Source organism: Actinoplanes sp. NPDC049265, from assembly GCF_043197135.1.
GTDB lineage: Bacteria > Actinomycetota > Actinomycetes > Mycobacteriales > Micromonosporaceae > Actinoplanes.
The window spans coordinates 190,337-205,562 of sequence record NZ_JBICSP010000006.1 but is presented as its reverse complement, the minus strand read 5'-3'; the positions used below and the strand labels follow the sequence as shown (position 1 = coordinate 205,562).

The 15,226-nt window shown below is 70.8% G+C and carries 12 protein-coding genes and 1 tRNA gene; 7 read left to right on the top strand and 6 right to left on the bottom strand.

The window, feature by feature from the left end:
• Positions 1 to 9: 9 nt before the first annotated feature.
• Positions 10 to 1,521 (top strand): LacI family DNA-binding transcriptional regulator, encoded by a 1,512-nt coding sequence (locus ACGFIO_RS17570; RefSeq protein WP_392827286.1) that lies wholly within the window; start codon positions 10 to 12, stop codon positions 1,519 to 1,521.
• Positions 1,522 to 1,631: 110 nt separating this feature from the next.
• Here ACGFIO_RS17570 and ACGFIO_RS17565 read toward each other — a convergent pair.
• Positions 1,632 to 1,705 (bottom strand) — tRNA-Pro (locus ACGFIO_RS17565).
• 74 nt (positions 1,706 to 1,779) lie between these two features.
• Complete coding sequence (locus tag ACGFIO_RS17560; protein WP_392827285.1) at positions 1,780 to 2,673, bottom strand: metallophosphoesterase; 894 nt, start codon at positions 2,671 to 2,673, stop codon at positions 1,780 to 1,782.
• 25 nt (positions 2,674 to 2,698) lie between these two features.
• Here ACGFIO_RS17560 and ACGFIO_RS17555 point away from each other — a divergent pair, with 25 nt between their 5' ends.
• Positions 2,699 to 3,151, top strand: coding sequence for a GatB/YqeY domain-containing protein (locus ACGFIO_RS17555; RefSeq protein ID WP_392827284.1), 453 nt, complete (start codon positions 2,699 to 2,701; stop codon positions 3,149 to 3,151).
• A 100-nt stretch (positions 3,152 to 3,251) separates the two neighbouring features.
• Here ACGFIO_RS17555 and ACGFIO_RS17550 read toward each other — a convergent pair whose 3' ends face one another.
• Positions 3,252 to 5,681, bottom strand: coding sequence for a transglycosylase domain-containing protein (locus tag ACGFIO_RS17550; protein ID WP_392827466.1), 2,430 nt, complete (start codon positions 5,679 to 5,681; stop codon positions 3,252 to 3,254).
• 316 nt (positions 5,682 to 5,997) lie between these two features.
• Between ACGFIO_RS17550 and ACGFIO_RS17545 the strand changes: the two genes are divergently transcribed.
• Complete coding sequence (locus ACGFIO_RS17545) at positions 5,998 to 6,300, top strand: WhiB family transcriptional regulator (protein WP_392827283.1); 303 nt, start codon at positions 5,998 to 6,000, stop codon at positions 6,298 to 6,300.
• A gap of 28 nt (positions 6,301 to 6,328) precedes the next feature.
• Here the strand turns inward: ACGFIO_RS17545 and ACGFIO_RS17540 are convergent, their stop codons facing one another.
• The 3 genes from ACGFIO_RS17540 to ACGFIO_RS17530 all read right to left on the bottom strand — a co-directional run bounded on the left by ACGFIO_RS17540 (position 6,329) and on the right by ACGFIO_RS17530 (position 9,825).
• Positions 6,329 to 7,444, bottom strand: coding sequence for an ArsA family ATPase (locus tag ACGFIO_RS17540; RefSeq protein ID WP_392827465.1), 1,116 nt, complete (start codon positions 7,442 to 7,444; stop codon positions 6,329 to 6,331).
• A 55-nt stretch (positions 7,445 to 7,499) separates the two neighbouring features.
• Positions 7,500 to 8,459 (bottom strand): ArsA family ATPase, encoded by a 960-nt coding sequence (locus ACGFIO_RS17535; RefSeq protein WP_392827282.1) that lies wholly within the window; start codon positions 8,457 to 8,459, stop codon positions 7,500 to 7,502.
• Between the two features lie 121 nt (positions 8,460 to 8,580).
• Positions 8,581 to 9,825 carry a hypothetical protein gene (locus ACGFIO_RS17530; RefSeq protein WP_392827281.1) on the bottom strand — a complete coding sequence of 415 codons (1,245 nt, stop codon included), beginning with the start codon at positions 9,823 to 9,825 and terminating at the stop codon, positions 8,581 to 8,583.
• Between the two features lie 103 nt (positions 9,826 to 9,928).
• On the opposite strand from ACGFIO_RS17530, the gene ACGFIO_RS17525 reads away from it, so the two are divergent.
• The 4 genes from ACGFIO_RS17525 to ACGFIO_RS17510 all read left to right on the top strand — a co-directional run bounded on the left by ACGFIO_RS17525 (position 9,929) and on the right by ACGFIO_RS17510 (position 15,224).
• Entirely contained in the window at positions 9,929 to 10,084 is a 156-nt protein-coding gene (locus ACGFIO_RS17525; RefSeq protein ID WP_093619400.1) for a DUF4177 domain-containing protein, read from the top strand.
• Positions 10,085 to 10,169: 85 nt separating this feature from the next.
• Positions 10,170 to 10,661, top strand: coding sequence for a RidA family protein (locus tag ACGFIO_RS17520; RefSeq protein WP_392827280.1), 492 nt, complete (start codon positions 10,170 to 10,172; stop codon positions 10,659 to 10,661).
• A gap of 124 nt (positions 10,662 to 10,785) precedes the next feature.
• Positions 10,786 to 11,580 carry an MBL fold metallo-hydrolase gene (locus tag ACGFIO_RS17515; protein WP_392827464.1) on the top strand — a complete coding sequence of 265 codons (795 nt, stop codon included), beginning with the start codon at positions 10,786 to 10,788 and terminating at the stop codon, positions 11,578 to 11,580.
• Positions 11,577 to 15,224, top strand: coding sequence for an adenylate/guanylate cyclase domain-containing protein (locus ACGFIO_RS17510; protein ID WP_392827279.1), 3,648 nt, complete (start codon positions 11,577 to 11,579; stop codon positions 15,222 to 15,224). The genes ACGFIO_RS17515 and ACGFIO_RS17510 overlap by 4 nt, the downstream gene beginning before the upstream one ends.
• The last annotated feature ends 2 nt before the right edge of the window (positions 15,225 to 15,226 follow it).

Here is a 15,226-nt window from a genome sequence, read left to right as displayed (position 1 = left end):
TCACGAGGCATGGGATTCGCCGAGAAGCGCGGCAACTACTGGCGGGGGCGTTTCAAGACCGCTCCCGGAAAATACGGAACGGTGTCCGACCAAGTCGGAGACGTCATCAAGTTCGACACGAAGCGCGACGCGAAGAGGGCCGCTGACCTGGCGGAGGCGAATGCCGCCAAGCAGGCACCTCGCCCACGGGCCGACCTACGAATCACCTTCGGCGAGTACGTCCGTTCCTGGTACGCCCGGCAAGACCTCGCCGCTTCGACCATGCAGAACTATCGGCGACACATCGAGAACCACCTGTTGCCCGCATTCGAGGAAACACCCCTGGTCGAACTTGTCAGCGAAGGGGTCGACCTGTGGGAGAAGAAGGAACGGGCCGCAGGCTACGCCGCGTCCAGCATCAAGACGTGGCGAAGCACGCTTCACCTAATCTTGTCGGACGCCGAGGCGGAAGGCCGGATGTCGTCAAACCCAGCGACGAAACGGCGCGGCCGGGGACGACGTGCGGGACGGCGCCGAAACCGCGGCCCGGAGAAGGTGTTCACGGATATGCGCGGCGTACTGCTTATCGCCGAACGGGCCGCGATGCTGTCCGGCAGGGATGACGAATTCGTGGCGGTGGTGACGAAGGGTACGACCGGCATGCGGTTCGGGGAACTCGTCGGCCTGGAAACCGAGTACGTCCGACGCAACAGCATCCGAGTCGAATGGCAGCTATACGAACTCGACTCGGGCGAACTGACCCGAGTGCCGCCCAAGGATGACTCGTACCGCACGATCGACGCCCCGGACTTCCTGAGCGACCTGCTTACGGCTCACATCGTGGCCACCAAACCGAAGCCCTGCGCGTGTCACGGCCGGACTTACCTGTTCAGCGGGCATCGACCGGCCAACGGCGCGGCGAGCGCTCCGGGGCCGAAGTTGCTGGACGTCGCCCGGCTCGCCGAGGTCTCGACCGGCACGGTCTCCAACGTCTTGAATCGGCCGGAAATGGTGCCGGAGGGCACCCGCGCGAAGGTCGCTGATGCCGTGGCACAGCTCGGCTACGTGCGGGGTGGACCGAAGCCCGGACAGCTTGCGCCGCATTGGCGACGGTCCGGATTCGCGACGTGGCTGTTCCACCCCGCAGCGAGCGGTTGGTACCCACGGGCCGCGCCCCAGCCGGCGCGGCCGGTACCGATCCTGGGAGGCACGTTTCCCGGGGTCCCGGCCCGGGGCCGAGGAGCGGTGAGCCGTGCCGACGCCTGTTGGACTTCAATCGCCACCGGTCTGACGCCGCACGGGCTACGGCACTCGCACAAGACGATGATGGAGGAGATGGGCGTACCCAAGAAGCTGCAAGACGACCGGATGGGCCACGCGGACGGCTCAGTTCAGGCCCGGTACTCCCACATCACCGCAGCCATGCGGCAACGGTTGATGGACGACCTCACAGCCCAGTGGGAGACGGCTCTCCGCGCCCGAAGGGCGATGTCGTCAGGCTCCCCGGTCCGTGCGCTCGATGCACTGTTGCGAGCTGTCTAGGGAGCCCGTCAGCAAGATCTTCTCCCAAAATTTCTCCCAAGCGGCCAGGAGAAGCAGTCAGGGCCGGTCCCTGTTTCCAGGAGACCGGCCCTGAGCTGCTCTAACTCACGTCGGGGTGGCCGGATTTGAACCGACGGCCTCTTCGTCCCGAACGAAGCGCGCTACCAAGCTGCGCCACACCCCGCAACGTGCTGGGCAATACTATCCGACGCCCCGCCCCCCGTGAAATCGGTATACCCCCCAGCACGAAACCCCAGCTCAGCGCGGTATCAAGGTCAGGATCGAGGCCTCGGGCAGGCAGGCGAAGCGGATGGGAGCGGTGGGGTGGGTGCCGAGGCCGGCGGAGACGTGGAGCCAGCTGTCGGTGCCGGGCCAGCGGTGCAGGCCTCGGGCCAGGTTGTGGGGGAGGTCGCAGTTGGTGGTCAGGGCGCCGTAGCCGGGGACGCGGACCTGGCCGCCGTGGGTGTGGCCGGCCAGGAGGAGGCTGAAGCCGTCCTGGGCCATGGGGGACAGGACGCGGCTGGCGGGGGTGTGGGTTACGCCGATGTGCAGGTCGGCGCCGCGGGAGACGGGGCCGGAGACGGACGGGTAGTCGTCGCGTTCGATGTGTGGGTCGTCGACGCCGGCCAGTTCGATTGACCGGCCGCCGGCCTTGATTGTGGTGCGGGCGTTGTTCAGGTTGGTCCAGCCGGCGTCGGTGAAGGCCGCCCGCAGGTCCTCCCAGGGGAGGTCGACGCCCTGGACGTATTCGCGGTCGGGGACCAGGTAGAGCAGGGGGTTCTTCCAGACGGGGCCGCGGTAGTCGTTGCTGCCGAAGACGAAGGCGCCGGGTACGTCGAAGAACGGGGTCAGGGCGTTGAGTACGCCGGGGACGCCATGCGGCGACGAGAGGTTGTCGCCGGTGACCACCACCAGATCGGGGTCAGTGCCGCGCAGGGCGGCCACCCAGGCCTGCTTGCGCCTCTGGTCGGGCATCATGTGCAGGTCGGACAGGTGCAGGATGCGCAGCGGTTCCGCATCCGGCTCGAGGACGGGCACGTCGAAGCGGCGCAACGTGAACATGTTGCGCTCGACCAGGGACGCGTACGCGAAGGTGGCGCCCCCGAGGGCGGTGATGCCGGCGGCCAGCGATATTGCGGTGCGCTTACGCATGAGGGCAAGGGTAGTTTCTCCGTTCATGGGAACGCTCAAGGACCGCCTGAACGACGACCTGCGCACCGCCATGAAGGGGCGGGACGAGCTCACCACCTCGACGCTGCGGATGGCGCTGTCCGCCGTACGCACCGCCGAGGTTTCCGGTGACGCCGCCCGGGAGCTGACCGACGACGAGGTCACCGCCGTGCTGACCAAGGAGGCCAAGAAGCGCCGCGAGGCGTCGGCCGCGTTCGCGGGGGCCGGCCGGGCCGATCAGGCGGCGCGGGAGAACGCCGAGGGTGAGGTTCTCGACCGCTACCTGCCCCAGCAGCTCTCGGCTGAGGAGATCGCCGAGATCGTGGCCGGTGCGCTGGCCGCGGGCGGCTTTTCCGGCAAGGCGCAGATGGGTCCGGCGATGAAGGCGGCGCAGGCCGCGGTGGCGGGCCGGGCCGAGGGTGGCCGGGTCGCCGCCGAGGTTCGCAAGCAGCTCGGCTGAGAAAAGCTGAGAAAAAGGCTGAGGACAAGGCCGGGGTACGCAAGCAGCTGGGCCGATTACGACAGAACCCCCGGGGCCGGAGCCTCGGGGGTTCTGTTGATCAGTTGCGGCGGGGTGAGTTCGGGAAGCCGGGGAAGTTGGGTGCGCCCGGTTTCGTGCCGGGCGGTGGCTTGTCACCGCCGCCCTTGCCGTTGCTGACCTCGATGCCGACCGGGCCGCCCTTGATCGACTGGCCGTCGGGGTTGGTGCCCGCGGCCTGGCCGGCGGGGCACTTCGAGTCGACCTGGCCACCGATCACGTACGGGTCGAAGCCGGCGCCGGAGAGCCGCGATTTCGCCTCGCCGATCGACGAGCACTCGACGTTCGGGACCGAACGTTGTTCGCCGACGGTGAGTTTGCGGTTCCCCGGTTTCTTGAAGCCCTTCTTCGGCTTGCCCTTCATGTAGTCGGCCACCGTCTTGTAGACGGCCGGGTTGATGACGTCGTGGTCCATCCGGTCGTTGTGGTCGGCCCAGTCGGGGTTGACCTCGTAGCCGGCGACCACGATGGACGCGGTGCCGACGATCAGCGCCGCCGTTTTGTCCTTGTCGGTGGTGCCGGACTTGCCGAAGACCGGGTGGCCGACGGCGCCGTGGACGACGCCGGCGGTGGCGCCGTGGCAGCGGCCGAGGTAGGACTGGTCGCCCACCGGGCACCGGGCGGCGTCCAGAGCCGAGCGGGCCACCTCGGAGGACGTGGCCCGGGTGCAGTGCGGGTTACCGACGTCGATCTTCTCGCCGTGCTGGGTCTTGATCTCTTGCACCGGGGTCGGCTCGCAGAACATGCCGTCGCCGGCCAGGGTGGCGTACGCGTTGGCCATCTCGAGGGGCGTCGACGAGGTGACGCCCAGGGTGAACGCGCCCCAGCCGTGGGCCAGGTCTTTGTTGTTGGCCAGGCGGGCGTCGTTCGAGGCACGGAACTGCACACCGAATCGTTTGGCCACGTCGACCACCCGCTCGGCGCCGACCCGTTCCTCCAGCGGCACGAAGAACGTGTTGCGGGAGAGGCCGAAGCCGGTCCACATGTTGGTCGGGCCGCCGTCGGCCCCGCCCGCGTTCTCGGGGCAGTATTTGTTGGTGCCGGGGCAGGCGGCCGGGCTGCCGTACTGGACGATGTAGTTGGTCTTGGCCTGCGGGCCCGCGTTGATCGTGGTGCCCAGCGGCAGGCCCTTTTCCAGGGCGGCGACCATGGTGAACATCTTGAACACCGAGCCGGCCTGGTAGCCGGTGATGTCGCCGCCGCCGCTGAACAGCGGGTTGGTGGTGTTCGGGTAGGTGCCGCGGATTTTCTTCCGGGCCTTCTTCGGGTCCGAGGAGATCCGGTTTTCCGGGTGGGCCGAGTTGTCCAGTTTGAACTTGCGGTTGGTGGCGAGGAACCGGACCCGGCCGGTGCCGGGCTCGATGCCGGCCAGCAGCACCGCGTTGCGGTTGGTGTCCTTGAGCCGTTCGGTCGCCCGCTTGCGCGCCTGGTCCTGTGCCTTCGGGTCGAGCGAGGTGACGATCCGGTAGCCGCCGCTCTTCAGCTGGCGCTCACGGGTGTAGACGTTCACGCCGAAGGCCGGCTGGCTGTTCCACCAGCGGTAGAAGAAGTCGCAGAAGAAGCCCCAGCTGTTGGTCTTGACCGAGGTGCAGCCGTTGCCGACCCGCTGGATCTTGGTCGGGATCTTGGTGGCGATGGCGTCGGTGTATTCCTTGGGCGTGATGAAGCCCATGTCGCGCATGTTGCCGAGCACCCAGGTGCGGCGGTCCTTGGCCTGCGGGTAACCGGTCTTGGTGGTCGGGTCGAAGGCGGACGGCGCCTTCACCATGCCGGCCAGCAGCGCCGACTGGGCGACGGTGAGCTTGCTGGCCTTGGTGCCGAAGTAGACCTGGCTGGCCGCGGCGATGCCGTACGCGCCGCCACCGAACGGTGCCGTGTTGAGGTAGCGCTCGAGGATCTGGCCCTTGGACAGCTGCTTCTCGACCTCGAGGGCGTACTTCATCTCGGTGATCTTGCGCTTGGGGCTGTCTTTGGTCGCGTCGACGACCTCTTGCGGGCTGGTCGCGCTGTACGCCTGCGACATCCGGACCATCTGCATGGTCAGGGTGGAGGCGCCCTGCTGGGACTTGCCGCTGTTGTTGTTGACGAAGGCCCGGGCGACGCCCTTGACATCGACGCCCTTGTGCTTGAAGAACTGGTGGTCCTCGGCCGCGACGATCGCGTCCTGCATGTTCTGGCTGATGTCTTTGAGCCGGACGTCGCTGCGGAACTCGTCGTACATCGCCGCGATCTGGGTCTTGCCGTCGTTGGCGTAGACGCGTGACACCTGGGGCGCGGAGGCCGACCGGAGAGTGCTGGGGAGCTGCGCGAACGTGTCACCGCCGGCCTTGGCGGCCAGGCCCGACATGGCCACCGCCGGGAACGCGGCCGCGGCCACCACCACCCCCGCGAGCAACCCGCAGATGATCAGGGAGGTCGCGTTGGCGAAGATGTTGTGATCGCGTCGGCGCATCCAGGAACTCACGGGCACAAGTTACCTGACGGGTGCACGCGAACGCTCGGTGAGAAGGTCACGGTTCACCGAGAATGATTCTGCACGCTGATGCCTCTGAGCGCGCCTTTTTCCCGAAAGTGGATCCCCCGGATGGTGCAATCGACTGCCCGGAGTTGCCCGGCTGTGCCCGGCTATGCCGATTTTGAGGGTGAACGTTGCGTAATCGCCTGACTACAGAGCATGATGGTCCGGCGAGCTTCGCACGACGTCTGCGCTGCTTGGGGGACATGAGCCGCAGACGTCAGGGGGTAAAGGCAAGGGGGGACGTTTACAGATGGGAATGATCAGCGACTGGCCCAGCATGGCGGCGTGTCAGAGCGGTGACCCGGACGCGCTGTTCGTGCAGGGCGCCGAGCAGAACGTGGCGAAAAGGATCTGCCGCAGCTGCCCGGTTCGCTACGAGTGCCTCGCCGACGCGCTGGACAACCGGATCGAATTCGGGGTCTGGGGCGGCATGACCGAGCGGGAGCGTCGCGCGCTGTTGCGCCGGCACCCGCACGTGGCGAGCTGGCGGAAGATGTTCGAGGCCGCGCTCAAGGAGAAGAGCGCCGACAAGGTTTTGGCCTCAGCGCGCTGAGCAGGCCCATCCGGGTCGTACGAGCGGTTCAGGGCCGCGTCGCGGTAGCCAACGCCGCGCCGATCGTCCGCAACCCGTCGACGTCGTGCACGTCGGCGGGCTGCGCGGTGATCGCCGCGGCCGGCACACCCGGGAACGCGTCGGTGAACGTCGCGGCCACCCGGGCCTCCCGTTCGGTCTGCCGCAACAACTGGGCGTGGATCCGGAGCGCGTCCGCGGTCACCTCATTGCCCTCGGCCGCGTCGAGGACGGCGGCGGCCCGCTCGGCCCGCTCGGCCGTCAGCTCCGGCAAGCCGGAGCGGTGCACCCGGTTGAGCACCAGGCCGGCCAGCGGCATCCGCTCGGCCACCAGCCGCTCGGCGAAATAGGCGGCCTCCCGCAGCGCGTCCCGCTCCGGGGTCGCGACCAGCAGGAACGCCGTCTGCGGATCTTGCAGGATGCGGTAGGTCTCGTCGGCCCGCTGCCGGAACCCGCCGAACATCGAATCCAGCGCGGCCACGAAACCCGACAGGTCGGTCAGCAGCTGCGCGCCCAGGATCTTTTGCACCGCCCGCGAGAACAGCCCGAACGAGGCGGTGACCAGGGAGAACATGCTCCGGCCGCCGCTCCGGGCCGGGGCCAGCAGCAGCCGCAGCATGCGCCCGTCGAGAAACCGCGACAGCCGGGCCGGTGCGTCCAGGAAGTCCAGGGCCGAACGGGACGGCGGGGTGTCGACCACGATCAGGTCCCACTCGTCGGTGGCCCGCAGCTGGCCCAGCTTCTCCATCGCCATGTACTCCTGCGTACCGGCGAAGGTCGAGCTCATCGCCTGGTAGAAGGGGTTGGCGAAGATCTCGGCGGCCCGCTGCGGCGTGGTGTGCTCCTGCACCACCTCGTCGAAGGTCCGCTTCATGTCCAGCATCATGGCGTGCAGCTCGCCGCCACTGGCCTCGGTGTCGATGCCCTTGACCTGCCGCGGCGTGTTGTCCAGCTCGGTCAGGCCCATCGACTGGGCCAGCCGGCGGGCCGGGTCGATGGTCAGCACCACCGTGCGGCGGCCGTGCACCTCGGCGGATCGGACACCGATCGCGGCGGCGGTAGTGGTCTTCCCGACGCCGCCGGAACCGCAACACACGACGATCTTCGTGACGGGATCGGCCAGCATCGCGTCGAGGTCGAGGCGCTCAGCGGTCACTACCCGAGCGTAACCAGTCCGTACCTCAGACACCCATCAACGCCTCGGCCAGCGCGTCCAGCCCGGCCCGGTCCACCCCGCGATCGAGCAGCGGCAGTTCGACCAGGGGCAGGCCCAGCTCCTCGAGCTCGCCGCGCAGCGACTCCTGCAGGCCGCGCCGGGTCAGATGGGCCTTGGCCTCCTCCTGCAGCACGGCCACGGTTGCGGTGTCGGCGGCCAGGCCGGCCGCGGTCAGACCCCGCTTCAGCTCGGCCTTGGTGATTTTGGCCTCAGCGAGCAGAGGCGGGCGTACGCCGTTCAGCACGATCCGCCCGATCGAGATGTCCAGGGCCCGCAGCTCGGCGATGGCGTCCAGGGTCTCCTGAACCGGCATCTCCTCGAGCAGCGTGACCACGTGCACCGAGGTGATCGGCGAGCGCAGCAGCGACGCCACGCCCTCGCTCTGTGTCTTGATCGGCCCGACCCGGGCCAGCCCCGCCACCTCGGCCGTCACGTTCAGGAAGCGGCCGATGCGCCCGGTCGGCGGCGCGTCGAGCACCACCGCGTCGTACACCCGGCGGCCGTCCCGGGACCGCGTCGTGGACTCCTTGACCTTGCCGGTGAGCAGCACGTCGCGCAGGCCCGGGGCGATCGTGGTGGCGAAGTCGATCGCGCCCACCTTGCGCAGCGCCCGCCCGGCCGCGCCGAGCCGGTAGAACATCTCGAGGTACTCGAGCAGCGCCTCCTCGGCGTCGACGGCCAGCGCGCGCACCTCGCCGCCGCCTGGCACGCTCGCGATCCGCAACTCTTTGTAAGGCAGCGGCTCGACGCCGAAGAGCTGCGCGATGCCCTGCCGCCCTTCGACCTCGACGAGCAGGGTCTTACGGCCGCCTTCGGCCAGGCCGAGCGCGAGCGCGGCGGCGACGCTGGTCTTGCCGGTCCCGCCCTTGCCGGTCACCACGTGCAGGCGTGCGGGCCAGCGCGAGGTCCGCTGTTGGTCACCCATGGCTTCGACTGTACGGAGTTGGCGTGTGAAACGGCGGCCGTGGTGTTTGCGGCCACCGCTTCACATGTCGACTCCCGAGGTTTTCGTGTTGCGGAGCGAAGCCGAGCCGGGCGGCACAGCTTCAGCCTTTGACCTCGCAGACCAGCCAACCCGATTTTCGTACGGTCGTGAAGGTCAATGTCTGCTGGGCGGTCTTCTCGTCCTCGGTCGACATGGTCAGCTGCACCGACACGGTGGCGCGCTCGTCGGTCTTGCCGTCCACGGCCGGGTCGTCCCAGCGAAAACTCGGGGCGTCGTACTCGGCCGCGTATCCCTTGATCTGCTGCACCTTGGCGGTGATCTTGTCTTTGTCGCGGGCCTCGCGGCAGACCAGCTCGCCGGCCGCGTCGGCGTCACCCCGGGTGTAGATCGCGGTCAGGAACTCGTTGACCGCCGAGGCCGGGTCGGGGGCGCCGCTCGCGTCGCTGTCCCGGAGCAGCAGGTAGGCCGAGGCCGCGCCGCCACCGCAGAGCAGCAGCGTGGTGGTCAGCGCGACCGAGATCCACAGGCCGCTGCGCCGCCGCTTCTCGCCCGCCTCGATCTTGAGCGGAACCTCCCACGGCTGGGCCGGCGGCACCGGCGCGGAGGCGGCACCGAGCAGCGACGGGATCTGCACCTCGGCCGGCGGCGAATGCTCGAAGGCCAGGTGCTCGGGCGGGTCGTGCCGCCACTCGCCGGGCTTCTCGTGCCGGGCGTGCCACGGGCCGGCGGGCGGCGGCTGATGCCACCCGGGCGCCGGCTCGGACGCGGGTACGGCCGGGAGCCGAGCGGTGTCGTCGGCCCGGAGGGCGAGCTGGGTCGCGTCGTCGGTGCGGACGGCGGGCAGCTGGGCGGTATCGGCGCTGCCCGGCGTGGCCGTGACCGAGGTGGGGTCCGAGGTGGCGGCCACGGGCGTCGCGGGCGGGGCGGTCTCGTCGGCGCGAATCGCGGGGATCAGCTCGGTCGGAGCCGCGATGGCCGGTGGCGCCGGCGTGACGGCCGGGGGCGCTGCGACTGTCGCGGGCGGCGGCGGCGCTGCGGCGGGCGGTGACGGTGTGACGGGCGGCGGCGCTGCGATGGGCGGTGACGGTGTGACGGGCGGGAACGCCGGCATCAGTTGGGTGCCGGGCGGGCCGCCGGGCTCGTCGGGGAACGCGCCGGGCGGGGGGAACGAGGGCTCGATGAAGTCCGGCTGCGCGTCGATGAAGTCCGACCCGTAGAAGGACATGGCCGACGTGTGCGGCGGCTCCGGAGCCGGCACCGGCGCGGGCGGCGGGATCGGCTGGGGCGGATCCGGGTCCGGCGTCGGTGTCGGCTCCGGTTCCGGATGACTGGTGTCGGTCGTCATCGGTTGCTCCCGGCCCTCTGTGACATCGCGCTCAGCCTAACCAAACAGGGAGACGCGTGAGCCCTAAGCTGTCGCGGTACCCGATCGAAGGAGCACATCGACGATGCAGAAGTGGGAGTACGTGACCGTGCCTCTGCTGGTGCACGCCACCAAGCAGATCCTGGACAACTGGGGTGAGGACGGCTGGGAGCTGGTCCAGGTGGTGCCCGGCCCGAATCCGGAGCAACTGGTCGCGTATTTGAAGCGGCCCAAGTCGTGACCGCCTGCGCCGAGCGGCAGATGCCGGCAGCGGGAAACGGCGCTGAAGGCGAGGGCCGGAAGGGCAAGACGAAGGGGGCTCAGCCGTGACAGCGCCTACGCCGGTGAGCGGTGACGGCGGGGCGGCCATCTACGCCCGGTTGTCCGAGCTCGGGCTGACCCTGCCGCAGGTGGTGCCGCCGCTGGCCGCGTACGTGCCGGCGGTGCAGTCCGGCAACCACGTGTACGTGTCGGGGCAGCTGCCGATGGTCGAGGGCCGGCTGGCCGCCACCGGCAAGGTCGGCGCCGAGGTCTCGGCCGAGGACGCGGCCGTACTGGCCCGCACCTGTGCGCTGAACGCGTTGGCGGCGATCGACGCCCTGGTCGGCCTGGGCCGGGTGGTAAAGATCGTGAAGATCACCGGGTTCGTCGCCTCGGCGCCCGGGTTCACCGGTCAGCCGGCCGTGATCAACGGCGCTTCCGAGCTGTTCGGCGACGTGCTGGGCGAGCTCGGGCGGCACGCACGCAGTGCGGTGGGCGTGGCCGAGCTGCCGTTGGGCGCCCCGGTCGAGGTGGAGGTCATCGCCGAGGTCGCCTGACCCGGGGCCACGGTGGCCCGAGGTCGCGGGAGCGTCGGCGTGATGTGCGTTTGTGCACGAGACCTGACCGAAAGTGACCGGATCGCACATCCGGTCCCTTCCTCGTGGCAGGAAGCGACGTACCATCCGTGACGTGGGTGGTGCAGCTCAGGAGGGTCTGCCCGGCTGGGTGACGCTGGTGCGCGCGCCCAATCCGGGCCCGATGACGCTGGACGGCACCAACACCTGGGTGTTGCGTGCGCCGGGGGCCGCTGACGCGGTGGTGATCGACCCGGGGCCGCAGGACGACGGTCACCTCGCCGCGCTGGCCGAGCACGCTCCGGTGAGCACGATTCTGATCACGCACGGCCACCACGATCACGTGGAGGGCGCCGCCAAGCTGTCCCGGCTGCTCGGCGGCGCTCCGGTGCGTGCGGCCGATCCGCGGCACTGCCTGAACGCCGAGCCGCTGGTCCCGGGCCGGCTGGCGGCGGCCGGGCTGGAACTGGAGGTGCTGGCCACGCCGGGGCACACGGCCGACTCGGTGTGCTTCGTGACCGAGGACGCCGTCTTCACGGGGGACACGATCCTGGGCCGGGGAACCACTGTCGTCGCCTATCCGGACGGCGATCTGGGTGCGTACCTCGACAGTCTGGGCGTGCTCACGGCGTACCCGCTGGCGCTCCTGCCGGGGCACGGGCCGGTGGGGGAAGACACGGCCGGAGTGGCACGGGCCTATCTCGCGCATCGGCGCGAGCGGTTGGCGCAGGTGCGCGCGGCGATCGCGCAGGGTGCCGACACTGCGGAGGCGATCGTTGACGCTGTGTATTCAGATATTGACCCGAAAGTACGCTTTGCGGCGGAGATGTCCACCCGAGCCCAGCTGGATTATCTGAGGCGGGAATCACAACCGGGTACGCAACAGTTGGACCCGCTGTGACCTGTCCGGTGTGTGGAACCGTCGCCGTTCCCGGTGCCCGCTTCTGCCACAACTGCGGGGCCGCCCTGCCCGCCGCGGCCACCCTGCCCGCGGCCGAGCGGCGCATCGTGACCGTGCTCTTCGGCGACCTCTCCGACTTCACGTCCTGGTCCGAGGACCTCGACCCGGAGCGGGTCGGCGCGGTCACCGACCGGGTGCTGGCCGCGCTGGCCGGCGCCGTGAAGACCTTCGGCGGCCACGTGGACAAGCTCACCGGCGACGGGATCATGGCCGTCTTCGGTGCCCCGGTGGCCCACGAGGACGACGCCGAACGGGCCGTCCGGGCCGCCCTGAGCATGCAGCGTGCCGTACGCCGGGTGCTCGACGACGAACGCGGCGGCGGCGCACCCCTCGGCCTGCGCGTCGGCCTGAACACCGGCGAGGTGGTGGCCGGCATCCAGGCGTCGATCGAGTACACCGTGATCGGCGACACCGTCAACACCGCCGCCCGGCTGGCCGACGCCGCCGCGGTCGGCGCGGTCTACGCCGGCGCGCGGACCACCGCGGCCACCCGGCACGTGGCCTCCTGGCGGCAGCTGCGCCCGCTCCGGCTCAAGGGCAAACGCGAACCGGTGCCCGCGTTCGAGCTGCTCGGCCTGCACGACGCGCCCGGCACGCGCTCCGGCGTGGGCGACGAGGCGCCGTTCGTCGGGCGCGAGACCGAGCTGGGCCGGGTGTCCGGGCGGATCTCCGAGGCGATCGACACGCTCACCCCGCGCATCATGGTGATGACGGCCGAGGCCGGGATCGGCAAGACCCGGTTCGCGACCGAGATCAAACGCCTGGCCGCCGGGTACGACGTGAGCAGCCACGGCCGCTTCGCCGCGCACACCGGCGCCCGGGTGCTGCGGGTGCGCTGCCGCGCGTTCGGCGAGCGCCGCCGGTTCGCGCCGCTGGCCGACCTGGTCCGCAAGTCGGCCGGCCTGCCCAAGGACGTGACCGCCACGATCACCCGGCCGGTGGTCGAGGAGCGGTTGAAGAAGCTGGTCACCCGGCTCGGCCGGGACGGCGAGCCGGCCGCGGTGGACATCGACCGGCTGCTCGGGCTGCTCGGCTACGGCGAGGCGCCGACCGTCCCGGTCGGTCCCAACGCGACCGCCGACTGGCAACCCAGCGGCAAGCGCACCGACGCCGAGGCGATCTCGATCGCGGTCGCCGACCTGCTCAACGCCCTGGCCACCGAGGCGCCGCTGGTGGTGATCGTCGATGACCTGCACGACGCCACCGCGACCACTGTCGACGCGCTGGGCATGACGCTCTCCCGGCTCGACGGGCCGGTGGTCGTGCTGCTGCTGGGCCGGCCCGAGCTGGTGCGTACGGCCGGCGCGCTGACCCGCCTCTCCGAAGCCGAGGTGCACACGCTGCCGCCGCTGCGGGGCGCCGACGCCTCCCGGTTGCTCACGTCCTACCTGAACGGCGGCAAGCTGCCCACCGCCGACTCCGACCGGCTGCTCGCCACCGCCCAGGGCAACCCGTTCTACCTGGCCGAGTTGGTCACGCTGCTGATCGAGCGGGGTGCCCTGATCCCCGCGGTCGGCGCCAACGCGGCCGGCAAATGGCAGCTGGCGGCCGGCTCGTTGGGCAGCCAGCTGCTGTCCCGGGACCTGGCCGCCGTGCTCGCCGCCCGCATCGACGCGCTCCCGGCCGAGCCTCGCTCGGTGCTGCGTGACGCCGCCGTGCTCGGTGACACCGTGCCGACCGGGGTGATCGAGGCGCTGCGCGAGCGCCGCGCGGCCAGTGACGCCCGGCCCGGCGCGGTGGCCGCCGTCGAGCTCGAACGGGCCGTCGACGAGCTGCTGCAACGCCGCATGCTGCACCGGGTGCGGGGCGGGTTTGCGTTCAGCACGCCGCTGATGCGCGAGGGTGCGTACGCCGGCATCGGCAAGGCCGAGCTGGCCGACAAGCACGCCTACCTGGCCCGCTGGGCGGCACCGGAGTCGGTCACCGAGCTCGGGTACGACCCGGCCGGCCGGCTCAGCCTGACTGAGAACGAGCGGGACGCCTTCGTCGCCACACACGCCGAATGCGCGGTGGAACTGGCCGACCAGGTGCGGTTGCGGGCCGACGCGCCGGCCCGGCAGGTCGGCCCGCTCGGACTGAACGCGCTCAGCCGGCTGGCCCGGCGGGCACTGGCCAACGTGGAGCCGGGCGCGGCCATCGAGTACGGCGAGCGGGCCACCGCCCTGGCCAAGGGCAACCTGCCCGTCCCCGACCAGCTCGTGCAGGCTCGTGCGCTGCTGCGGCTGGGCCGGGCCGACGAGGCGCTGGCGTACGGCGAGAAGATCGCCGGGGCGGCCGACAACGATCCGGTCGCGCGGGCCGAGGCGCTGCTGGTGGCCGGCCGGGCGCACGAGGCGCTGGGCGAGATGGCCCGGGCCACCGCGGCCTGGCAGCAGGCGCTGGACGTCGCGACCGAGGCCGAGCTGGCCCCGGAGCGGGCGAACGCGATGCGCCGGCTGGGCATGGCCGACTTCCTGGGCGGGCGGCTCAGCCAGGCCAGCAGCCGGTTCGCCGCCGCGTACCAGGTGACGCTGGCCGCCGGCGACCGGCACGGCCAGGCCTGGGCGCTGCAGAACTTGGCCTGGGTGACGACCACGCGCGGCGACTTCACCGGCACCGACGCCGTCCTGGGCCGGGCCGCGCGACTGTTCGCCGAGCTCGGCGACCCGGTCGGGCGATCCTGGCTGCGCGGCACCACGGCGTTCGCCCGGCTGCTTTCCGGCCGGCTGACCGAGGCGCGCCGGCTGGCCCAGATCTTCCTGCCCTTCGGCGAGCGGGTCGGCGAGGGCTGGGCGGTGGGCACGTTGCGCGCGGTCGAGGCGTACGCGGCCAGCGAACTGGGCGACCTGGGCGAGGCCGATCAGGAGGCGCGGCAGGCGTACAAGGAGTTCAGTGCGGTCTCCGACGACTGGGGACGTGGCCTGGCCCTGGTCGTGCGCGGAGCGATTGCCCGTGGCCTGGGTCAGTGGGACCACGCCGTGGACCTGCTCGACGACGCGCTGGGTTACGCCGGCCGGACCGGGCATCCGCTGCTGCTCGGCATGGCCGGGACGATCCGCGGCTTCGTCCACCTGCAACTGGGCGATGTGGCGGCGGCCGAGGCCGACGCGCGGCGGGTGATGACCGCGGTCGAGCCGCACAATCCGCTGGCTCCGGCCCAGGTCGGGCCGCGGGTGTTGCTGGCCGAGGCGCGGTTGCGGGCCGGGGATTCGGCCACCGCGGTGGGGCTGCTGGCGCCGATCGCGAGTGACACGGGTACGCCGTCGCTGCTGTTCTCGCGGCGGCAGGCGCTGGCGGCGTACGCGTCGGCTCTGCTCGCCGAAGGCCGCACCGACGCCGCACTGACCTGGGTCCGGCGGGCCCGCGAAGCTCAGGCCGAGGATGTCCGGAGCAGTGTGGTGGCGGCCGGTGTACACGCCCGGGTGCTCGCGGCGGCGGGTTGCCTGGACGAATCGCGGATTGCCGCCGATGAGGCCGTCATGCTCGCCTACTCGACCGAACAGGCAGGTGAACGGCTCGCGGCCGAGGAGTTGCGGGACGCTTTGGCCCTGCCGCTCACCGGTCCGGCGGAATCTGTCGTCCTCACGTCTGACGTGCCTGGATGATC